The organism is Pseudomonas alvandae, from assembly GCF_019141525.1.
GTDB lineage: Bacteria > Pseudomonadota > Gammaproteobacteria > Pseudomonadales > Pseudomonadaceae > Aquipseudomonas > Aquipseudomonas alvandae.
Map to the genome: position 1 here is coordinate 4,540,120 of NZ_CP077080.1, position 22,069 is coordinate 4,562,188.

The following is a 22,069-nucleotide window of genomic DNA, read 5'->3' on the forward strand; positions in this document are numbered from 1 at the left end:
GTTGGGCACCGCGTCGCCGCCGAAGCAATAGATGCGCACCTTCGGTGGGTTGCCTTCGCGCTCGGCGTGCTCAGCGAGTTGTTGCAAATAAACGGGCGGGAACGCCACCACCGTCACGCCGTGCTCGTGCATGGCGTTGTAGGTTTGTTCCGGGGTCCACAGGCTGTCATCGCGGATCAGCAGCGACGCACCGTGGGTCAGGCTGGTGAGCCAGCGTTCGTGGGCACCGTCGAAAGCGAACGACATGAAATGGAATTCGCAATCGCTGTCGCGCATTTCATAGCGCTCGCCAATGGCCTGGCAGTGCATCGCCAGCGGGCCGTGGGCCACGCTGACGCCCTTGGGGTTGCCGGTGGAGCCGGAGGTGTAGATGACGTAAGCCAGGTTGTGCGGGTCGGGTTGAACCGTTGGCGCGCTGGTCGGCAGCTCGCGCAGGTCTAGGCGGTCCAGCTCCAGCAACGGCAACGACTCATCCACGGGCAACTGCGCCGATACCGAGGAGTCGCTGATCAGCAGCGCCAACCCGGCGTCCTTCATCAAGTACGCCAGGCGCTCACGGGGATAGCTGACGTCCAACGGCACGTAGGCACCGCCCGCCTTGAGCACTGCCAACAGCGTGACGATCACCCCTTCGCTGCGCGGCAGGGCCACGCCGACGCGGGTTTCCGGGCCGACGCCGCGGCTGATCAAGGCGTGGGCCAGTTGGTTCGCGCGCCGGTCGATCTCGCCGTAGCTGAAATGTCGGTCATTGAAAATCACCGCCGTGCGCTGCGGGCGCTCGGCCGCCAGCGTAGCGATCCGCTGGTGCACGGGAATGTCCACCGGGTACGACCGCGGGCGGTTGTCGGCCTGTTGCCGGGCGTGTTCGACGCCGTTGGCCAAGGCGATTTCACCCAGGTTGCGCCCGGCGTCCTGGCTGAATTGTTCGAGCAGGTGCAGCAGATGAGCACTGATGTGATCAATCATTTCGTCGGCGAACTGCCGGCGCTCGTAGCTGTAGTGCAGCGCCAGTTGTTCACCGAGGGTGACCGCGACGCTCAGGGCATAGTGCGTCTGCTCACGGTTGGCAACGTCGCCGAACGTGACAGCGCTGCCGGTGCCTTGCTGCAAGGCCTGGGCAATCGGGTAGTTCTCGAACACCAGGAGGTTATCGAACAGCGCCTCGCCGCCCTGCCCGGCCCAACGCTGGATGTCCGCCAACGGCGTGTGCTCGAACTCCCGCAGGCTCAGGTTCTGTGCCTGCACCGCTTGCAACCATTGGCCGACCGTCTGGTCCGGACGCGGGCTGCCGATCACCGGCAAGGTGTTGATGAACAGGCCGACCTGCTGCTCGATGCCCGGCAGATCCGCCGGCCGACCGGCCACGGTCGCGCCAAATGCCACGGTCTGGTGCCCGGTGTAGCGTTGCAGCAACAGCAGCCAGGCCGCTTGCACCAACGTGTTGACGGTGATTTTCTGCTGGCGGGCAAACGCTTCCAGCGCTTGGGTGCGCCGCGCGTCGAGCGTCAGGAAATGATCACCGTGGCCGCTCTCGCCACCGCCCGAGGCGGCGCGGGCGAGTCGGGTCGGCTCCTGCAACGAGGCCAGTTGTGCGCGCCAGAAGTCCTGGCTGAGCTGGCCGTCCTGGCGTTGCAGCCAAGCGATGTAATCGCGATAACGTCCAACACTGCTGGCCGGCACGCGCCCGCTATAGCGCTGCATCACCTCGCCGAGCAACTGCGAATTGCTCCAGCCATCCATCAGGATATGGTGATGGGTGTAGATCAGGTGCCATTGTTCGGCGCCGGTCCGCACCAGCACCAGGCGCAACAGCGGCGCCTGGCTCAAGTCGAAACCTTGCGCGCGCTCGGCCTCGGCCAGTGCGGCGAGGGCCTGGGCCGGGTCGGCCTGCTCGCGCCAGTCCAGCACGGTGAACGGCAACTGCACCTGCTTGTGGACGATCTGCAGCGGTTGCGCCAATTCTCCCTGCCAGACAAAGCCGCTGCGCAAGATGTCTTGCGTCGCGACGGTGGCCTGCCACGCCGCACGGAACCGCTCGGCATCCAGGCCTTGCACGTCCACCCGCAACTGGTTGACGTATTCGCCGGCCGCCTGCTCGTACAGCGTATGGAACAACAAGCCCTGCTGCATCGGCGACAGCGGGTAGACATCGTCCAACTGACCGGCCGGCACCGGCAGATGATCGAGTTGCGACTGGGTGATCCGCGCCAGTGGGAAATCCGACGGCGTGGCTTGCGGTTCAGCCAGGTTGACGCAATGGTCGATCAGCGCCTTGAGCTCGACGGCGTATTGATCGGCCAGTTGCTGCACGGTCGCGTTGTCGAACATCTCACGGCTGAAGCCCCAGATCATTGCCAGCTCGCCGCCATGCACCTGCCCTTCCACCGTCAGCCAGTTGGCCAACGGTGCCGTCGGGTCCTGGGCGACGCCACTGCCTTCGCCGGACGGCACGAACAGCGCCGCTTCATCGAACTGGCGGTCGAACTGGCCGAGGTAATTGAAAGTGATGCGCGCAGGCGCCAGATCCGCCCACTGCGCTTGCACCGACGGCGCCGCCAGATGACGCAGCACGCCGTAGCCCAGGCCCTTGTCCGGGACGCCGCGCAGTTGCTCCTTGATGGTCTTGATCGAGCCGCCGAGGTCGCCGGTGGCGGTCAGCTTGACCGGGAACAGGCTGGTCAGCCAACCCACCGTACGGGTCAGGTCGATGTCGTCGAAAAGGTCTTCGCGGCCATGACCTTCGAGCTCGATCAACGTGCCCGCCTGCCCGCTCCAACGGCTGATGGTGCGAGCCAACGCGGTGAGCAGCAAGTCATTGACCTGGGTGCGATAAGCCGCGGGAGCCTGTTGCAGCAATTGCCGGGTCAGTCCGGCCTCCAGGCGCCATTCGATCTTTGCACCGTGGACGTTTTGCAGGCTTCCCTGCGGGCGTTCGCACGGCAGGTCCCGCGCGCCTTCGTGCTGGGCTTTCCAATAGGCCGACTGATCGTCGAAGCGCGAGGCTTCGGCATTCAGCCGCGCGGTCCAGCTCTGGAACGCGCTGGTCTTGGCCGGCAACGTCACGCCGCCACCCGCCGCCAGTTGTTCGTAGGCTTGCTGCAGATCTTCCAGCAGCACCCGCCATGACACACCGTCCACCACCAGGTGATGGATGATCAGCGCCAGCCGCTGGCTGCCGTCGGCCAGGTTTACCAGCAGGGCGCGCACCAGCGGCCCGTCTTGCAGATTGAGGCTGCGCTGCGCCTCGTCGCACAGCGCGTTCAACTGCTCGATGGATCGGGCATCGCGTTGCCACAGATCGGCGCTTTGCAAAAGCGGTCCATGGCTCTGCCGCCAGCCGTCGGCACCTTCGACAAAGCGCAGGCGCAAGGCATCGTGATGGTTGATGACGCAGGTCAGCGCCGCGTCGAGCCGCTGTGCATCCAGCGGTTCCCGTGGGGTCAGCAACAGCGATTGGTTCCAGTGTTCACGGGTCTGCATCGCCTGGGCGAAAAACTGCTGCTGGATCGGCCCGAGCACGGCATCGCCAGTGACCGGCCCTTGATACAGGGCGCTGTGGCTGTCACGGCGAGCCACCGACGCCAGGCTGCGCACGGTCTGGTATTGGAACAGGTCACGGGGATGAAGATGGATACCGGCCTGTCGCGCGCGGCTCACCACTTGGATCGAGATGATGGAATCGCCACCCAGTTCGAAGAAGTTGTCTTCGAGGCCGACGCGCTCCACTCCGAGCACGTCCTGCCAGATTTCAGCCAGGGCGGTTTGCAGCCCATCCTGCGGGGCGACAAACGCTTGCCGGGGCGCGGCGTCCGGTTGTGGCAGGGCCTTGCGATCGAGCTTGCCGTTGGCGGTCACCGGCAGGCAGGCCAACGGCATCAGGTAGGTCGGCACCATGTACTCCGGCAGACCGGCCAGCAGCCAGGCCTTGACGTCCTGTTGCCATTGCTCATGCGGGTCGCGGTTTTCCAGCACCACATAGCCCACCAGATGCTTGCCGTCCTGCATCAGCACCACGGCCTCGCGCACCCGCGGATGTTGCACGAGGCGGGTTTCGATTTCGCCGAGCTCGATGCGCAGCCCGCGCAGCTTGACCTGATGATCGAGGCGGCCGAGGTATTCGATCACGCCGTCGGCGCGCTGGCGTACGCGGTCGCCGGTGCGGTACAGGCGCGCGCCGTCGTGAAACGGGCACGGCACGAAACGCTCGGCGGTCAGCGCCGGACGTTGGTGATAACTGCGCGCCAGCCCCGCCCCGCCCAGGTACAACTCGCCCGCCACGCCCCACGGCACCGGCGACAGATCGGCGTCGAGCACGTGGGTGCGCAGGTTGGCGATGGGCTGGCCGATCGGCACACAATCCGCGCCTTCGTCGACGCAGGTCCAATGGGTCACGTCGATGGCCGCTTCAGTCGGGCCATAGAGGTTGTAGAGCGCGGCGTCCGGCAGTTTGGCGAAGACCTGCTGCTGCGCATCCAGCGGCAGGGCTTCACCACTGCAAACGATGCGCTTCAAACCGTCGCAGGTTTCCACGCCCGGCTCATGGATGAACGCCTGCAACATCGACGGCACGAAGTGCAGCGTGCTGACGCCATGACGGTTGAGGGTGTCGATCAGTTGCCGCGGATCACGATGGGCACCTGGCGCGGCAACCACCAATCGCGCCCCGGTCATCAGCGGCCAGAAAAACTCCCACACCGAGACGTCGAAACTGAACGGGGTTTTCTGCAGCACCGCGTCGCTGTCGTCCAGGCCATACGCTTGTTGCATCCAGCACAAGCGGTTGACCAGAGCCGCGTGGCTGTTGCCGGCGCCCTTGGGTTTGCCGGTGGAGCCGGAGGTGTAGATCACATACGCGAGATTCAGCGGGTCGACCGTCACGTCGGGGCGACTGTCGCTGTAGCTGTCGAGCCAATCGTCGGGCTGATCGAGCGCGATCACCTCGACGCCGTCGGTCGGCAGAACCGCCGAGAGCGAACGCTGGGTCAGCAGCAAGCCGATGCCACTGTCCTGAATCATGTAGGCCAGGCGATCCTGCGGATATTCCGGGTCCAGCGGCACGTAGGCGCCGCCGGCCTTGTGGATCGCCAGCAGGCCGACCACCATTTCCACTGAACGCTCGACGCAGATGCCAACCAGGCTGTCGGGCCGCACACCGCGCCCGAGCAGCAGATGGGCCAGTCGGTTGGCGCGGGCATCAAGCGCTGCATAACTCAGGCTTTGTTCGCCGAACAGCAACGCCGGGGCGTCCGGGGTGCGCGCCACCTGGGCTTCGATCAGTTGATGCATGCACAGCTCGGTCGGGTAGCGTTGGGCCGTGGCGTTCCAAGCGTGGACCAGCGTGGCATGCTCGTCGGCGTCGAGCAGCGGCAGCTCGCCGATACGTCGGGTCGGATCGGCAATCATCGCGGTGAGCAATCGCAGCCAATGCCGCGCCATGCGCGCGATGGTCGGCGCTTCGAACAGGTCCTCGGAGTACGTCAGCGCGGCGTGCAACGTGCCGGCTTTTTCATAGGTGTCCAGGGTCAGATCGAATTGGGTGGTGCGGGTCTGCCACTCGATCATGCCCAATTCGAGGCCGGACGCCGTGCGGATCGTGGTGACATCCGCCACCTGGGGTTGATGGTTGTACATCACCTGGAACAGCGGCGTGTGGCTGAGGCTGCGTTCCAGTTTCAGCGCGTCGACCAGGCGTTCGAAGGGCAAGTCCTGATGAGCCTGGGCGCCGAGGGCGGTCTCCTTGACCCGGTGCAGCAACTCGTCGACCCGGGTCTGGCCATCCAGCTCGGTGCGCAGCACTTGGGTGTTGACGAAGAAACCGATCAGGCCTTCGATTTCATCCCGGTTGCGGTTGGCGATGGGCACGCCGACACGGATGTCCGATTGGCCACTGTAGCGATGCAACAGCACGTTGAAGGCGCCGAGCAACAGCATGAACAGCGTGACGCCCTGCTCCCGGGCGGTGCCGCGCAGTTGCTCCGCCAACCCGCCGTCGATAGCGAACTCATAACGGCTGCCACGGTAGCTCGGCATGGCCGGGCGCGAGTGATCGGTGGGCAACTCCAGGACGGGGTGGTCATCGCCCAGTTGCGCCTGCCAGTACGCCAATTGCCGCGCCTGCTCACCGGCCTCCAGCCAACGGCGCTGCCACAAGGCATAGTCGCTGTACTGGATCGGCAAATCAGGCAGTTGCGGCGACACGCCGGCTTCATGGGCGTCATAGCAGCGGATGAACTCGTCGATCAGCACGTTCATCGACCAGCCATCGGAGACGATGTGGTGCAAAGTCAGCAGCAGCACGTGCTCCTGCGCATCGAGCTTGAGCAGTTCGACCCGCAGCAAGGGGCCGTTGGACAGGTCGAAGGGCCGCATCGATTGTGCTTGCGCAGCCTGGCGCACCGCTTGCTCGCGCTCGCCTGCCGGCAAGCCGCTGAGGTCCTGTCGCTCGATCATCAGGGGCGCATCGGTGGGCACTTGCAGCAGGCTGTCGTCGGCCTGGCGCTGGAACACCGTGCGCAAGGTTTCATGCCGGGCCACCAGGCTGGCGAAGGCCTGTTCCAGCGCCGGCAGGCTCAACGCACCCTTGAGCCGCACCGCCCCGGGCAGGTTGTAGGCGCCGCTTTGCGGGTCCAATTGCCAGAGAAACCACATGCGCCGCTGGGCGTAGGACAGTGCCTGGCGATCCTCGGCTTCGACGCCCTGGGGAATGGGGAAACGGCTGAAGTCCACGCCCTCCTTGTCCAACGCGGCGAGGAACATCTGGCGCTTGTCCAGGGGCAGCCCGATAAACCGGCGAGCAAGTTTCAAGGCGTCTTCAGCATTCATTTCTGGGTATCCGGAATCAGTGGGCACAAGGCACAAAGGCATGTCGTCCCTATGAAACGAACGCAAACCGGAAAAATTAGCGATTGGGAATAAGTGTCAGCAAGCGCTGATCGACCGGGATCCAGGCCCCCACGCAATGACCGCTTGCCTGCCATTACCAAGCCATCGGGCCCGACGCTCCATTACTGGGCAATACGCTTTGATTCGGTGCAATAAATCCCCCTGCACCTCGGCCAACCTGGGGATCGGCCAGTAGATCCAGGCGCCCGAGCCACTTGGCACAACCACTGCATAACGTCCATCAACATACATTTGGCAATGCCTTCAACGATGAGGGCGGTGCTTCCCGAGAGAACGGGACCAGGACAAAGGCGTCCTCGCTAGTTTTGCTAGCGAGACGCCTTTTTTTGTTTTCGAAAAAATTGCCGAGCCAGCCTGACCGCCGTGATGAGACAGGCCTGAGCCCGCGGAGAACCCTGATGAAAAAACTCAAACTGGTGATGATCGGCAACGGCATGGCCGGGGTTCGAACCCTCGAGGAACTGCTCAAGCTGAGCAACGAGCTCTACGACATCACAGTGTTCGGTGCCGAGCCCCACACCAACTACAACCGCATCCTGCTCTCGCCCGTGCTGGCCGGTGAGCAGACCTTCGAAGAGATCGTGCTCAACGACCTGAGCTGGTACCTGGACAACAACATCAAGCTGCTGCTCAACCGCAAGGTCGTGGAGATCGACCGGGTCAAGCGCCGCGTCATCGCCGAAGACGGCAGCGAAGCCGAATACGACCGCTTGCTGATCGCCACCGGCTCCACGCCGTTCATCCTGCCGATCCCCGGAAATACCCTGGACGGCGTGATCGGCTACCGCGACATCGCCGACACCCAGGCGATGATCAACACCGCCAAGACCCACAAGCACGCCGTGGTCATCGGCGGTGGCCTGCTCGGCCTGGAAGCCGCCAACGGCTTGAAGCTGCGCGGCATGGACGTGACCGTCGTGCATATCGGCGAATGGCTGCTGGAACGGCAACTGGACAAGACCAGCGGCCAATTGCTGCAGACCGCCCTGGAAAGCCGTGGCCTGAAATTTCGTCTCAGCGAGCAGACCCAGGCCCTGCACGACGCCGGCAATGGCCGGGTCGGCTCGGTCCAGTTCAAGAACGGCGACATCATCCCCGCCGACCTGGTGGTGATGGCGGCCGGCATCCGCCCCAACACCGAACTGGCGGAAAAAGCCGGCATCCCCTGCAACCGCGGGATCCTGGTCAACGACACCATGCAGACCTATGACCCGCGCATCTACGCCATCGGCGAATGCGCCAGCCACCGCGGCACCGCCTACGGCCTGGTGGCGCCGCTGTTCGAGCAAGCCAAGGTCTGCGCCAACCACCTCGCGCAACTGGGCTTCGCCACCTACAAGGGCTCGGTGACGTCGACCAAGTTGAAAGTCACCGGCATCGACCTGTTCTCCGCTGGCGACTTCATGGGCGGCGAAGGCACCGAGACCATCACCCTTTCCGACCCCATCGGCGGCGTCTACAAGAAGCTGGTGATCAAGGATGATGTGCTGGTCGGTGCCTGTCTGTACGGCGATACGGCGGATGGCGGCTGGTATTTCCGGCAGATTCGTGAGAATCACGCCATCAGCGAGATCCGCGATCACCTCATGTTCGGGGAAAATGCACTTGGCGACGTAGGACACCAAGGCCAGGACAAAGCCATGAGCATGGCCGACACCGCCGAAGTCTGTGGCTGCAACGGCGTGTGCAAGGGCACCATCGTCAAGGCGATCCAGGAACACGGGCTGTTCAGCGTCGACGACGTGAAAAAACACACCAAGGCCGCCAGTTCCTGCGGCTCTTGCGCCGGCCTGGTGGAGCAGATCCTGATCAACACCGTAGGCGGCGCGGCGGACGTCAAGCCGAAAAGCGAAAAAGCCATCTGCGGTTGCAGCGACCTCAACCATGGCCAGATCCGCCAGGCGATCCGTGACCAGCACCTGCTGACCATCGCCGGGACCATGAGCTACCTGAACTGGCGCACCCCGAATGGCTGCGCCACCTGCCGTCCGGCCCTGAACTACTACCTGATTTCCACCTGGCCCGGCGAAGCCCACGACGATCCACAGTCGCGCCTGATCAACGAACGCGCCCACGCCAACATCCAGAAAGACGGCACCTATTCCGTGGTCCCGCGGATGTGGGGCGGCGTGACCAACCCGTCCGAACTGCGGCGCATTGCCGATGTGGCCGACAAGTACAACGTGCCCATGGTCAAGGTGACTGGCGGTCAGCGCATCGATTTGCTGGGCATCAAGAAGCAAGACCTGCCCGGCGTCTGGAAAGACCTCGACATGCCGTCCGGCCACGCCTACGGCAAATCCATCCGCACCGTGAAGACCTGCGTGGGCAGTGAGTTCTGCCGCTTCGGCACGCAGAACTCCACTCAGTTGGGGATCGAGCTGGAGCACGACCTGTTCAACATGTGGTCGCCGCACAAGGTGAAGCTGGCGGTATCCGGCTGCCCGCGCAACTGCTCGGAAGCGGGCATCAAGGACGTCGGAATCATCGGCGTCGATTCCGGCTGGGAGATGTACATCGGCGGCAACGGCGGGATCAAGACCGAGGTCGCCGAGTTTTTCGTCAAGCTCAAGACCGCCGAGGAAGTGCGCGAATATAACGGCGCCTTCCTGCAGCTCTACCGCGAGGAAGCCTTCTACCTCGAACGCACCGTGCACTACATGCAGCGGGTCGGCATGGAGCACATCAAGAAAGCCGTGCTGGAAGACCCGGAGCGGCGCAAGGCGCTCCACGAACGGCTGAAGTTTTCCCTGTCGCTGGAACAAGACCCTTGGAAACAGCGGCTGGAACAGCCCCAACTGAAAAAAGAGTTCGAGGTCATCCCCGTGAAGAACCTGGAGGTGCCGGCATGAATTGGCTGGATATCTGCGCGTTGGATGAAATCAACGCCCTGGGTTCACGCATCATCCAGGGGCCGAAAGGCGATATTGCGATTTTTCGTACCAGTGACGATGAAGTTTTCGCACTCGATGACCGCTGCCCACACAAGGGCGGTCCGCTGTCCCAGGGCCTGATCTACGGCAAGCGCGTGGCCTGCCCGCTGCATAACTGGCAGATCGACCTGGAAACCGGCCTGGCCCAGGCACCGGACGTGGGTTGCGCCCATCACCACTCGGCCCGGGTCGAGAACGGCCGGGTCATGCTGGCCCTGCGGGAAGCAAGCTCATGAGCCGCCAGACCACAGCCTCGACCTGCTGTTACTGCGGGGTCGGTTGCGGCGTGTTGATCGAGCATGACGGCGAGCGCATCCTCGGCGTCAGCGGTGATCCCGCCCATCCGGCCAACTTCGGCAAATTGTGCAGCAAGGGCTCGACCCTGCACTTGACCGGCGACCTCGCCGCCCGCGCCCTGTATCCGGAACTGCGCCTGGGCAAAAACCTGGCCCGTGGACGCACCGACTGGGACAGCGCGCTGGACCATGCCGCGCATGTTTTCGCCGAGACCATCGCCGAGCATGGCCCGGACAGCGTGGCGTTCTACATCTCCGGCCAATTGCTGACCGAGGATTACTACGCCTTCAACAAACTCGCCCGGGCCTTGGTCGGCACCAACAACATCGACAGCAACTCTCGGCTGTGCATGTCTTCTGCCGTGGTGGGCTACAAACGCAGCCTCGGCGCTGATGCCCCACCCTGCAGCTACGAAGACTTGGAACTGAGCGATTGCGTGATGATCGTCGGCAGTAACATGGCCTACGCCCATCCGATCCTGTTTCGTCGCCTCGAAGAAGCCAAATCCCGCCGTCAAGAGATGAAAATCATCGTCATCGACCCCCGGCGCACCGACACCTGCGACCTGGCGGACCTGCACCTGGCGATTCTGCCGGGCACCGATGTCGCGCTGTTCCATGGGATTTTGCATTTGTTGCTGTGGGAAGACTGGATCGACCGCAGCTTCATCAAGGCTCACACAGAAGGCCTCGCGGACCTGAAGAACCTGGTGCGCGACTACACGCCCGCCATGGTTGCCCAGCTCTGCGGCATCAGTGTCGAGCAACTGCACCAATGCGCCGAATGGATCGGCACCTCACCCAGTTTCCTGTCGCTGTGGTGCATGGGCCTGAACCAATCCACCGCCGGCAGCGCGAAAAACAGCGCGCTGATCAATCTGCACCTGGCCACCGGCCAGATCGGTCGGCCGGGTGCGGGACCGTTCTCGTTGACGGGCCAACCCAACGCCATGGGCGGTCGGGAAACCGGCAGCCTGTCGAACCTGCTGCCGGGCCATCGCGAAGCCGCCAACCCGGAACATCGCGCTGAAGTGGCCGATTACTGGGGCGTCGACCAACTGCCCGCGACCACCGGTTTGAGTGCGATCGAACTGTTCGATCAGGTGCGCAGCGGCAAGATCAAGGCCCTGTGGATCGCCTGCACCAACCCGGCCCAATCGATGCCGGACCAGGCCGCCGTACGCGAAGCCCTACAAGCCTGCCCGTTCGTGGTGTTGCAAGAGGCCTTCCGCACCACCGAGACCGCCGCGTTCGCCGACCTGCTACTGCCGGCGGCCAGCTGGGGCGAAAAAGAAGGTTCGGTGACCAACTCCGAACGGCGCATTTCCCACGTTCGCCGGGCAATCAACGCACCGGGAGAAGCGCGGCCGGACTGGGCGATCACGGTGGATTTCGCACAACGCCTGGAGAAACGTCTGCGCCCGGGGCAATCCAGCCTGTTCGCCTTTGACACTCCGGCCCAGTTGTTCGATGAATACAAGCAACTGACCCGTGGTCGCGACCTGGACCTGTCCGGGATCAGCCACGCGCTGATCGATCAACTCGGCCCCCAGCAATGGCCCTTCCGCGAAGGCGCCACGGTCGGCACCGCCCGTTTGTACGTGGATGGAATTTTTCCTACCGAAAGCGGCCGCGCCCGATTTGTCGCCGACCCTTATCGCGCCGCCAAGGAATTGCGTGACGCCCGCTATCCGCTGACCCTGAATACCGGTCGCTTGCGTGACCAGTGGCACGGCATGAGCCGCACCGGTACCGCTGCGCAGTTGTTTGGCCATGTGAACGAAGCGGTGCTCAGCCTGCACCCCGACGAATTGACTCGCCATCGCCTGCAAGCCGGTGATCTGGTCAGCCTCAAGAGCCGTCGCGGCAGCCTGATCGTGGCCGTCGACAGCGACGACAGCGTGCGCCCCGGCCAGGCTTTCTTGCCGATGCACTGGGGCGATCGGTTTCTCAAGGGAGGGGTGAACACCCTGACCCAGCCGGCGTTCGATCCACTGTCCAAACAGCCAGAGCTCAAGCACAGCGGCGTACGCCTGGAAGCTGTAAACCTGCCCTGGCAACTTTTCGCGCTGGTCGAAGGCGATGTCCAACAACATTTGGAGACGTTGCGCCCGCTGTGTGAGGCGTTTGCCTACGTCAGCCTTAGCCTGACCGGTCGCGAACGTCCGGCGTTGCTGATTCGCGCCGCCAGTGCCGTTGCACCCGACCCACAACTGCTGAAGGCAATCGACGAACAACTGGGGCTGATCGAAGGGCCGGTATTGGCCTACGACGATCCGCGTCGCGCCATCGGAAAACGGGTGCGGATCGAAAACGGGCGTATCACCGCCATACGCCTGGCCGGCGAAACCCTGGCTCGGCATTGGCTGCAGAACCTGTGGCTGGAAGGTCGTGCCGACGAGCAACTGCGGCGTTGGCTGCTGGCGCCGTTGAGTGCGCCACCAGGCAACGCCGGCGCGGCCGTGGGCGGCGGGAAGACGCTGTGCAACTGCATGAACGTCAGCCAGCGCGCAGTGTGCGCGGGTATCGAGCGCGGCCTGGATTTGCAGGGCCTGAAAAAAGAACTGGGCTGCGGCACGCAGTGCGGTTCCTGCGTACCGGAAATCAAGCGCCTGCTGGTTGCCACCGCGCAACCGGTCGCCGCGATATCGTGAGGAAAACACTATGAACGCAAAAGTCTGGCTGGTCGGTGCGGGTCCCGGCGACCCTGAATTGCTGACTCTCAAAGCCGTGCGCGCCTTGGGCGAAGCCGACGTGGTGTTGATCGATGACCTGGTCAACGACGCGGTGCTGGAGCACTGCCCCGATGCGCGCATCATCGCCGTGGGCAAGCGCGGCGGTTGCCGCTCGACCCCCCAGGCGTTCATTCACCGGTTGATGCTGCGTTATGCCCGCCAAGGCAAATGCGTGGTACGCCTCAAGGGCGGCGACCCGTGCATTTTCGGCCGGGGCGGTGAAGAAGCGCAGTGGCTGCGCGAGCATGGCGTTGAAGTGGAACTGGTCAATGGCATCACCGCCGGCCTCGCGGGGGCGACCCAGTGTGACATTCCCCTGACGTTGCGCGGCGTTGCGCGGGGCGTGACGCTGGTCACCGCCCACACCCAGGATGGCAGCAGCCTGAACTGGCAAGCCCTTGCACAGGGCGGGACAACGCTGGTGGTGTACATGGGCGTGGCGAAACTGAGCGAGATCCGTGAGCAATTGCTGGCCGGTGGCCTCGCGGCGGATACGCCCGTGGCCATGATCGAAAACGCCTCCCTGCCCCATCAACGCGACTGCCGCAGCGACCTGGCCTCGATGGAAACCGATGCCGGTGCGTTTCAACTCAAGAGCCCGGCGATCCTGGTGATTGGCGCGGTGGCCGGTGCTGCCGAATTGGCCACCTCGCCTTCTACCTTCGCGCAGGCTTCAATCCTCTAAAAGACAACCCCAAAACCTGTGGGAGCGAGCTTGCTCGCGATAGCGGTGGTTCAGTCACACATACATTGACTGACACACAGCCATCGCGAGCAAGCTCGCTCCCACAGTTGGATCTGCGTACGCCGGGGGAGATAAGTCGGCAGAATGGTCGCCTCCGCGAGCAGGCTTGCTCCCACAGGTTTTATGTTCCCTGTATAAATCCCAGGCAAAGAAAAACCCGGCCTAGGCCGGGTTTTTCCAAAGCTTCGGGCTAATTACTTAGCTTGGGCTTCAACCTGCGCTTCTACGCGACGGTTAACTGCACGACCAGCTTCAGTGGCGTTGTCAGCTACTGGGCGGGATTCGCCGTAGCCAACAGACTGAACGCGGGACGATTCAACACCGTACTGGTTGGTCAGAACTTGCTTGACGGCGTTTGCACGACGCTCAGACAGTTTCTGGTTGTAAGCGTCAGGACCGACGGAGTCAGTGTGACCTTCAACAGTGGTGCTGGTGGATGGGTACTGCTTCATGAAATCAGCCAGGTTCTTGATGTCGCCGTAGCTGTTTTCTTTAACAACAGACTTGTCGAAGTCGAACTTGACGTCCAGCTCAACACGTACGACTTCAGCAACAGCTGGGCAGCCATCAGCGTCAACGGTTACGTTGGCTGGGGTGTCAGGGCACTTGTCGACGTTGTCGCACACGCCATCGTTGTCGCTGTCGGAGCAAACTTCAGCCGGAGCTGGAACTGGAGCAGCAGCAGGCTTGGAGCCGCCACCGAAGTTCACACCGATACCGACGCTAGGAGCCCACTCGGTGTCGCCCTGGTCGATGTTGTACTGAGCTTCAACGCCGGCACGGGCGTAGAAGTTGTCGGTGAAATACAGCTTGGCGCCGCCACCAACGTTGGCGAAGGTAGAACGGTTACGACCGTTGCTGCCATTCTGGTCGATGCTCTGGTCAGAGAAACCGGCAGAGACGTAAGGACGCAGCATGTCGCCTGGGTTGTTGAAGTGGTACAGAGCGTCCAGAGCGGTGTTCGCGCCCTTGACGTTAGTGCCGTCTTCGGTACGTGCGTTGTGCACTTCGTCGTAGGCCAGACGCAGTTCAACGTCGTCGGTCAGGAAGTAACCAACCGAACCGCCGAACAGGTTGCCGTTGTTCTTGAAATCACGAGCGCTGTCGAACATTTCTTTCTTGGCGAAGCCTTCGATTTCAACTGCGCCTTGGCCTTGTGCCAGAGCGCCGAACGAAGTGGCAGCAATCAAAGAACCAATGGCAAAGCCCAAGGTGTTTTTCAGTTTCATCCGTTAAATCCCCATCTGGTGATTGTGAAGCAGTCCCGCAAACCGGGGGACAACTCGGCGGCAAGTCTATCAGAACTTGCCTACACGTAAGAGATATTTGCGCCGAACTAAGTTTCGGCAATGCCTGCAAATTTCTCACGCAGCTTGTCAAGAGCGCGCTTGTAACGCATTTTTGTCGCGCTCAAACCCATATGCATTATGTCTGCGATCTCCTGGAATTCCAGTTCTGCGACAAATCGTAGCACCAGAATTTCCCTGTCGATCGGGTTCACATAAACTAGCCAGCGATCGAGTCCACCCTTTTCCTCGGGCTTGGGCGCCTTTTCTTCAGACGCTTCCTCGAGAGGGTCAAGGCTCAACGCGTCCATCAACCGACGCTTTCGCCGCTCCTTGCGATACTGCGTGATGCATTCGTTGTAGGTGATGCTATATAGCCACGTCTTGAACTTCGATTTCCCCTCGAAGTTCTTCAAGCCGTACAGCACCTTCAACATCACCTCCTGACAGACATCATCAGCATCGCGATCGTTCCCAAGATACCGTGCACAAACGTTAAATAATGTTCTCTGGTAACGCCGCATCAGTTCTTCGTAAGCGCGTGTTACGTGGAACAGTTCCGTATGCGCGCGCGCAACCAACTCCTCATCGGAGAGATCACGGGGGTCGTAGCGCGTGGATAGCGATTGGGGTTTGTTCAAAACAAGTCGGGCCGACAGTCTAGGTCAATGTGCGCCGCAATCTGCGATGACAGGCATTTTGCGGCGGCATACATTAGCAGGATTTGCCGGGTTAGCGGCTACTCACATGCTGTTCCAGCAGGATCCGATTGGAAAGCGACACCAACTCGCCCTCCTCGGTCAGCAATGTGGTTTTCACCGTGCCGATCTCTTCGATCTGGCCTTCGACCTCGCCAACACGCACTTGTTGCCCAACCTCATACAATTCACGCACATAGATTCCCGCAAGAATCTGACCGGCAATTTCCCGGCTTCCCAACCCCATTGCCAGCGCGACCGCCAGACCAACGGTAATCAAGACAATCACGATCACATGGTTGAGCAGGTCTGTCTTGACCTCCAACTGACTGATCGCAACCGAAATACTGATGATGATCACCAGGCCCTGGGCGATTCGCCCGACGCCGGCGGCGTAATCCAGCCCAACCCCCTCGGCCGCGCCGCGTACCAGCCCATTGGCCAGTTGCGCCAGCAAGACACCGACCAGCAGCACCAGCGCGGCACCGAAGACCTTCGGCAAATACAGCGCCAGCATGTCGAGGGTCGCCGAAACGCGCTCCAGTCCAAGGGACTCAGCGGCGGAAACCAGGAATATAAGCAGGACAAACCAATAGACGATCTTGCCCACCAGCGTCGAGATTGGCACCTGGATGCCGCCACGGGACAACAGTTTGGTCAGGCCGGTGCCGCCCATCAGGCGATCGAGGCCCAATTTGGCGAGCAGCTTGGACAGCAGCGTGTCCAGCAGCTTGGCCACGACGAAGCCCAACAACAGCACCACCAGGGCGCCGAACAGATTGGGAATGAAATTAGCCACCTTGGTCCACAACGCGGTCATTGCCGTGACGAGGCTCTGGGTCCAGAGATCGAGTTCCATATTCAGTCAGCCTTATCAGCGGTGCGAGTAACAGGTTTGCGACGGGAAACCGGCGAGACGTGGGCCGACCCGTTGTTCAGGGCGATCATCAGCGCGGGCAGCCAGCGGCCCAGCAGGCTGAACAGATCGCCAGCGCCGACCTGGCGGTTGGCGGTTTTGAGTACACGGCCCAGGCAGGCGTCATCGTCACGGCTGGACGGCGAAGCCTTGAGCATGTCGCGCAGAGACTGTTCAAACGGATCGTGCATACGCACCTCTCGTGATGTCTGTGGAAGACGCGATCAAATTTCGCCGGGTCACATGAAATCCCATCACACCCAACGCAAACGGCGGAACAGCCACCATTGTCCCAGGGCCACGCAGGCCATCAGCAGGCAGGCGACGATGAAGCCGTAGGGGCTTTCGGAAAACGGAATGCCGCCGACATTGATGCCCAGCAGGCCGGTGAGAAAACTCATCGGCAGGAAAATCCCGGTGATGATGCCGAAGCGGTACATGGTGCGGTTCATGCGCACCGAAAGACGCCGGTCCTCGGCCTCCAGCACAAGCCCCACGCGCTCCCGGGTCAATTCCAGCTCTTCGAGGTAACGGGTCAGGCTGTTGTTCAATTCATTCCAGTAGTCGCCGTCGTCCTCGACAAACCAGGGCAACTTGATTCGCGACATCTGCCCGAAAATATCCCGTTGCGGCGCCAGGAATCGCTTCAGCCCGGCGGCCCTTCGGCGGATGTGCAGGATGGCGTCATGCTCGGGGGTATACCGTTCGTCGGTGTCGAGTTTTTCTTCCTCGCCATCGACGATTTCAGACAGGCACGTCACCAGGTCCTGCACTTTGTTAGTCAGGTATTGCGCCATATAAAGGATGAGTTCCGACGCCGTCCTGGGCCCCTTGCCCTCGGCCAGCTCGGCCAGCAGCTCATCGGTGGCGCGCAACGGCCGCAGCCGCAGGGAAATCACCCGCTGGGCGGCGGCGAAGATGCGCACCGAGACCATGTCTTCCGGCTCGGCGCCCGGGTTCAGGTTGATTCCGCGCAGAAACAGCAGCAGCTCGGCGTTGGGCAGCGGCAGCAGGCGGGGACGAGTGTTCTCCTCCAGCAGCAGGTCGCAGTTGAACTCACTCAAGCCACTGGATTTGCGCAACCACGTATGGGTCTGCGGATGACTGCGATCCCAATGCAGCCACAGGCTTTCGTGGGCCTGCAGTTGCAGATCGTCAAGTTCGGTCCGGGCTATCGAACGCGCGCCGCCTTTTCCATCCAGCACCAGGGCATGCACCAGCCCCCATTGCGCGTTTTCTTCCTCGAACATCCTCATCCCTTATGGTCAAGACGCTTATTCAGGCATTTTCAGCGGGCTCGGCGAGACGATCACGCCGTTGTTGTCCGCGTAGACGTATTCGCCCGGACGGAAGGTCACGCCAGCGAAGGTCACTGCCACGTTGAGCTCGCCGACGCCACGCCGATCAGTCTTCATCGGGTGGCTGGCCAGGGCCTGGACGCCAAGGTCGGTCTGGGCAATGACATCGACGTCGCGGATGCAACCGTAGATCACCAGCCCTTCCCAGCCATTTTTCGCAGCCTTTTCGGCCAGCATGTCGCCCAGCAACGCCCGGCGCAGGGATCCACCGCCGTCGACTACCAACACCTTGCCCTTGCCGTCGAGTTCAACCTGTTCCTTGACCCGCGAGTTGTCTTCGAAGCATTTGATGGTGACGATTTCACCGCCAAAGGAATCGCGGCCACCGAAATTGCTGAACATCGGCTCCAGGACTTGCACCAGGTCCGGGTAGGCATCGCACAGGTCGGGCGTGAGGTAATGGTTCATCGAACAACTCCTGCTGGGCTTGAACGTCTGGCTGAATGAACAACCGTTTGTGACCGGAACAACGTAGCGCGTCATATCTTAGCCGCAAGCCGGCCAGAGCGAAATGCCCCTGGCCAGAGCCTCGGTATCAGACCGCTTCGGCCAGCCTGGGCTGGTCCGCCAGCAATGACGCCTGCTGGTCTTGCAACCAGCGCCCTACCAGCGGCCAGACCTCCGCTTGCGCGGCCTTGCTGACGAGCATCTCGACATGGCCAAAATCACCGGTGAAGCCCTGTTCCCGCCCCAGGCAGACAAACTGCTTGTGCTCGGAACCGATCTGCTCGAACAATTTTCGACAAGCCCAGGTGGGATCCTGGTGATCGCCGGCCGCACTCACCGCCATTACCGGCACCTGCACATCGGCCAGCCCTGCCCACCAATTTTTCTCGGCGTCGCCGAAACGCCCGAACAGGCCATACCAGCGCATGCTCTCCAGGGCCAGTCCGATGGGTTCATCTTCCGGGCCGCGCTTGAGCTTGGAACCGGACAATTGTGCGAAACGCTTGAGAATGAAACGCCCGCTCCATTCCACCGGCGGGATTTTCAACGGCCAATAGGTGCGGCTGACCTGGGTGCCGAAAAATGCCGCCGACGCCACGGCGGGCTCGCCCAGGTAATGGCCACCCAGGGCTGCCGCCAAGGTGATACCGCCCAGGGAATGGCCAATCCAGTGCGGCACTTGTCCACTTTGCTCGCGCACAAAGGCGCCGATGGCCGGCAGGTCATACCGGGCGTAGTCGGCCACGCGATTGTTGCGATAGCCCTGGTTGCGCTGGGACAAGCCATGGCCGCGCATTTCGGGAATCCAGACATCGAAGCCTAGGCGTGTCAGGTACGCCCCCAGGCCAAGGCCCTTGGGCGAGTACCAGAAGCGTCGGTTGGAAAAACTGCCGTGCAACAGGATCACCGGGACACCACGGCTTTCGCCGGCATCGGCCATGCCCAGCCGGGTGACGGCCAGCTCGACACTGTAGTCCGGGCTGTTGCCGGGCTTGAGGCGATAGACATCTTCGCTCAGATCACCGCGCCGCTCGGCACTGATCAGGGCGACGGGAAATAGATTGCTGCTGCTTTGCATAATCTTCTTGCACAAAAAAGGGCGGCTTCCAGATGGAGCCCGCCCTACTTCAAATCAAAAGGGGCCAATGAACTGACAGCCATGGACCCTGTGGGAGCGAGCTTGCTCGCGATGGCGGTGGGTCAGCAACATCAATGCTGGCTGACACTCCGCAATCGCGAGCAAGCTCGCTCCCACAAGGTTACCCGGCTTACATTACCGGTGAGCTCCCTTCACTCGATCAGACCGCAGCCTGACCCTCAGCCAGGAAGAACCAGGTTTCCAGCACGGAGTCCGGGTTCAACGAAACGCTTTCGATACCCTGCTCCATCAGCCACTTGGCCAGGTCCGGGTGGTCCGAAGGGCCCTGGCCGCAGATGCCGATGTACTTGCCGGCCTTGTTGCAGGCAGCAATGGCGTTGGCCAGCAGCTTCTTGACCGCCGGGTTACGCTCGTCGAACAGGTGGGCGATGATCCCGGAATCCCGGTCCAGGCCCAGGGTCAGCTGGGTCAGGTCGTTGGAACCGATGGAGAAACCGTCGAAGAATTCGAGGAACTCGTCGGCCAGGATAGCGTTGGACGGCAGCTCGCACATCATGATCACGCGCAAGCCGTTTTCGCCACGGGCCAAGCCGTTTTCCGCCAGCAGGTCGACGACCTGGCTCGCTTCACCGAGGGTCCGCACGAACGGCACCATGATCTCGACGTTGCTCAGGCCCATCTCGTTGCGCACACGCTTGAGGGCGCGGCATTCGAGTTCGAAGCAATCGCGGAACGACTCGCTGATGTAGCGCGAAGCACCACGGAAGCCCAGCATCGGGTTCTCTTCTTCCGGCTCATAGAGCTTGCCGCCGATCAGGTTGGCGTATTCGTTGGACTTGAAGTCCGACAGGCGCACGATGACCTTCTTCGGCCAGAACGCCGCCGCCAGGGTGCTGATGCCTTCCACCAGTTTCTCGACATAGAAACCGACCGGATCGTCGTAGCCGGCGATGCGCTTGTCGACGCTGTCCTTGATTTCCTGCGGCAGGCCGTCGTAGTTCAGCAGTGCCTTGGGGTGCACGCCGATCATGCGGTTGATGATGAATTCCAGGCGGGCCAGGCCCACGCCGGCGTTCGGCAACTGCGCAAAGTCAAAGGCGCGGTCCGGGTTGCCTACGTTCATCATGATCTTGAACGGCAGCTCCGGCATGGCGTCCACGGAGTTCTTCTTGATGTCGAAGCCCAGCTCGCCTTCGAAGATGTAGCCAGTGTCGCCTTCGGCGCAGGAAACGGTCACGCCCTGGCCATCCTTGAGCAACTCGGTGGCATTGCCGCAACCGACCACGGCCGGGATGCCCAGCTCACGGGCGATGATCGCCGCGTGGCAGGTACGGCCGCCACGGTTGGTGACGATGGCGCTGGCGCGCTTCATCACCGGTTCCCAGTCCGGGTCGGTCATGTCGGAGACCAGTACGTCGCCGGCCTGGACCTTGTCCATCTCCGAGACGTCCTTGATGATCCGCACCTTGCCGGCGCCGATGCGCTGGCCGATGGCGCGGCCTTCCACCAGCACGGTGCCGGTTTCCTTGAGCAGGTAGCGCTCCATGACGTTGGCCTGGGTGCGGCTCTTCACGGTTTCCGGGCGGGCCTGCACGATGTACAGCTTGCCGTCGTCACCGTCCTTGGCCCATTCGATGTCCATCGGGCACTTGTAGTGCTTCTCGATGATCATCGCCTGCTTGGCCAGTTCGCTGACTTCGGCGTCGGTCAGGCAGAAGCGCGCGCGGTCGGCCTTGTCGACGTCGACGGTCTTGACCGAACGACCGGCCTTGGCTTCGTCGCCGTAGACCATCTTGATGGCCTTGCTGCCCAGGTTGCGGCGCAGGATGGCCGGGCGACCGGCTTCCAGCGTGCCCTTGTGGACATAGAATTCATCCGGGTTCACCGCGCCCTGCACGACGGTTTCGCCCAGGCCGTAGGCACCGGTGATGAACACGACGTCACGGAAGCCCGACTCGGTGTCGAGGGTGAACATCACGCCGGCGGTGCCGGTTTCGGAGCGGACCATGCGCTGCACGCCGGCGGACAGGGCGACCAGCTTGTGGTCGAAGCCCTGGTGCACGCGGTAGGAAATGGCACGGTCGTTGAAAAGGGAGGCGAAGACTTCCTTGGCGGCCCGGATGACGTTTTCCACGCCACGGATGTTCAGGAAGGTCTCCTGCTGGCCAGCGAACGAGGCGTCCGGCAAGTCTTCGGCGGTGGCCGAGGAGCGCACGGCGACGGCGATGTCGGGGTTGCCTTCGGAGAGCTTGGCGAAAGCGGTGCGGATCTCGGCGTTCAGTTTCTCGGGGAACTCGGCTTCCATGATCCACTGGCGGATCTGGGCGCCGGTCTTGGCGAGGGCATTGACGTCATCGACGTCCAGGGCATCGAGCGCATCGTGGATCTGCTGGTTCAGGCCGCTCAGTTCCAGGAAATCACGATAAGCCTGGGCGGTCGTGGCGAAGCCACCTGGCACCGAGACGCCGGCGCCGGCGAGGTTACTGATCATCTCGCCCAGGGATGCGTTCTTGCCCCCCACATGCTCTACATCATGGACGCCGAGCTTATCGAGGGAAACTACGTACTCTACCAAGGTGATCTCTCCACTAACTGTGTTGGAAAAGCTCAAGGCACCGACGGCTCCAGGGGAGCGCTAGCCGGCGATATGGCC

The 22,069-nt window shown here is 62.4% G+C and carries 13 protein-coding genes (1 of these 13 cut by a window edge); 4 read left to right on the forward strand and 9 right to left on the reverse strand.

Features of this window, described 5'->3' with window-relative positions; all coding sequences use genetic code 11:
- Window positions 1-6,822 carry the 5' portion of a non-ribosomal peptide synthase/polyketide synthase gene (locus KSS97_RS20055; protein WP_217859991.1) on the reverse strand. Its footprint begins 5,592 nt before the window's first position, so only the first 6,822 of its 12,414 coding nucleotides appear in the window; its start codon is at window positions 6,820-6,822; its stop codon lies off the left edge, out of view.
- A gap of 479 nt (window positions 6,823-7,301) precedes the next feature.
- On the opposite strand from KSS97_RS20055, the gene nirB reads away from it, so the two are divergent.
- From nirB to cobA, 4 genes are read left to right on the forward strand one after another with little or no spacing between them, the layout of a single operon-like run.
- The gene (nirB, locus tag KSS97_RS20060; protein ID WP_217859992.1) at window positions 7,302-9,755 is read left to right on the forward strand and encodes a nitrite reductase large subunit NirB; all 2,454 of its coding nucleotides are present in this window, start codon (window positions 7,302-7,304) and stop codon (window positions 9,753-9,755) included.
- Window positions 9,752-10,072: a nitrite reductase small subunit NirD gene (gene nirD, locus KSS97_RS20065; protein ID WP_030141942.1), complete on the forward strand. Its 321-nt coding sequence runs from the start codon at window positions 9,752-9,754 to the stop codon at window positions 10,070-10,072. Before nirB ends, nirD begins: the two co-directional genes overlap by 4 nt.
- Complete coding sequence (locus tag KSS97_RS20070; protein WP_198797254.1) at window positions 10,069-12,786, forward strand: nitrate reductase; 2,718 nt, start codon at window positions 10,069-10,071, stop codon at window positions 12,784-12,786. Before nirD ends, KSS97_RS20070 begins: the two co-directional genes overlap by 4 nt.
- A gap of 10 nt (window positions 12,787-12,796) precedes the next feature.
- Window positions 12,797-13,552, forward strand: coding sequence for a uroporphyrinogen-III C-methyltransferase (cobA, locus tag KSS97_RS20075; RefSeq protein ID WP_217859993.1), 756 nt, complete (start codon window positions 12,797-12,799; stop codon window positions 13,550-13,552).
- A 254-nt stretch (window positions 13,553-13,806) separates the two neighbouring features.
- On the opposite strand, the gene KSS97_RS20080 is transcribed toward cobA, so the two are convergent.
- The 8 genes from KSS97_RS20080 to ppsA form a co-directional block, all read right to left on the reverse strand.
- Window positions 13,807-14,841 carry an OmpA family protein gene (locus KSS97_RS20080; protein ID WP_030141939.1) on the reverse strand — a complete coding sequence of 345 codons (1,035 nt, stop codon included), beginning with the start codon at window positions 14,839-14,841 and terminating at the stop codon, window positions 13,807-13,809.
- A 107-nt stretch (window positions 14,842-14,948) separates the two neighbouring features.
- Window positions 14,949-15,539 (reverse strand): RNA polymerase sigma factor SigX, encoded by a 591-nt coding sequence (gene sigX, locus KSS97_RS20085; RefSeq protein ID WP_025212681.1) that lies wholly within the window; start codon window positions 15,537-15,539, stop codon window positions 14,949-14,951.
- A gap of 91 nt (window positions 15,540-15,630) precedes the next feature.
- The gene (locus tag KSS97_RS20090) at window positions 15,631-16,455 is read right to left on the reverse strand and encodes a mechanosensitive ion channel family protein (RefSeq protein WP_003199523.1); all 825 of its coding nucleotides are present in this window, start codon (window positions 16,453-16,455) and stop codon (window positions 15,631-15,633) included.
- Window positions 16,456-16,457: 2 nt separating this feature from the next.
- Entirely contained in the window at window positions 16,458-16,703 is a 246-nt protein-coding gene (locus tag KSS97_RS20095; RefSeq protein WP_014337331.1) for a hypothetical protein, read from the reverse strand.
- Window positions 16,704-16,766: 63 nt separating this feature from the next.
- A complete protein-coding gene (cmaX, locus tag KSS97_RS20100) occupies window positions 16,767-17,762 on the reverse strand; it encodes a divalent cation transporter CmaX (RefSeq protein ID WP_217859994.1) in 996 nt (331 codons plus the stop codon).
- A 24-nt stretch (window positions 17,763-17,786) separates the two neighbouring features.
- Entirely contained in the window at window positions 17,787-18,278 is a 492-nt protein-coding gene (rraA, locus tag KSS97_RS20105; protein ID WP_030141937.1) for a ribonuclease E activity regulator RraA, read from the reverse strand.
- A gap of 127 nt (window positions 18,279-18,405) precedes the next feature.
- Window positions 18,406-19,395 carry an alpha/beta fold hydrolase gene (locus tag KSS97_RS20110; protein WP_217859995.1) on the reverse strand — a complete coding sequence of 330 codons (990 nt, stop codon included), beginning with the start codon at window positions 19,393-19,395 and terminating at the stop codon, window positions 18,406-18,408.
- Between the two features lie 220 nt (window positions 19,396-19,615).
- The gene (ppsA, locus tag KSS97_RS20115) at window positions 19,616-21,991 is read right to left on the reverse strand and encodes a phosphoenolpyruvate synthase (protein ID WP_030141935.1); all 2,376 of its coding nucleotides are present in this window, start codon (window positions 21,989-21,991) and stop codon (window positions 19,616-19,618) included.
- Window positions 21,992-22,069 lie beyond the last annotated feature (78 nt).

Excerpts from the sequence above, each read along its gene's own strand:
- nirD (WP_030141942.1), top strand. The coding sequence starts at position 9,752 with ATGAATTGGCTGGATATCTGCGCGTTGGATGAAATCAACGCCCTGGGT.
- KSS97_RS20110 (WP_217859995.1), bottom strand. The coding sequence starts at position 19,395 with ATGCAAAGCAGCAGCAATCTATTTCCCGTCGCCCTGATCAGTGCCGAG.
- KSS97_RS20090 (WP_003199523.1), bottom strand. The coding sequence starts at position 16,455 with ATGGAACTCGATCTCTGGACCCAGAGCCTCGTCACGGCAATGACCGCG.
- cobA (WP_217859993.1), top strand. The coding sequence starts at position 12,797 with ATGAACGCAAAAGTCTGGCTGGTCGGTGCGGGTCCCGGCGACCCTGAA.
- nirB (WP_217859992.1), top strand. The coding sequence starts at position 7,302 with ATGAAAAAACTCAAACTGGTGATGATCGGCAACGGCATGGCCGGGGTT.
- KSS97_RS20095 (WP_014337331.1), bottom strand. The coding sequence starts at position 16,703 with ATGCACGATCCGTTTGAACAGTCTCTGCGCGACATGCTCAAGGCTTCG.
- KSS97_RS20080 (WP_030141939.1), bottom strand. The coding sequence starts at position 14,841 with ATGAAACTGAAAAACACCTTGGGCTTTGCCATTGGTTCTTTGATTGCT.
- KSS97_RS20070 (WP_198797254.1), top strand. The coding sequence starts at position 10,069 with ATGAGCCGCCAGACCACAGCCTCGACCTGCTGTTACTGCGGGGTCGGT.
- cmaX (WP_217859994.1), bottom strand. The coding sequence starts at position 17,762 with ATGTTCGAGGAAGAAAACGCGCAATGGGGGCTGGTGCATGCCCTGGTG.
- rraA (WP_030141937.1), bottom strand. The coding sequence starts at position 18,278 with ATGAACCATTACCTCACGCCCGACCTGTGCGATGCCTACCCGGACCTG.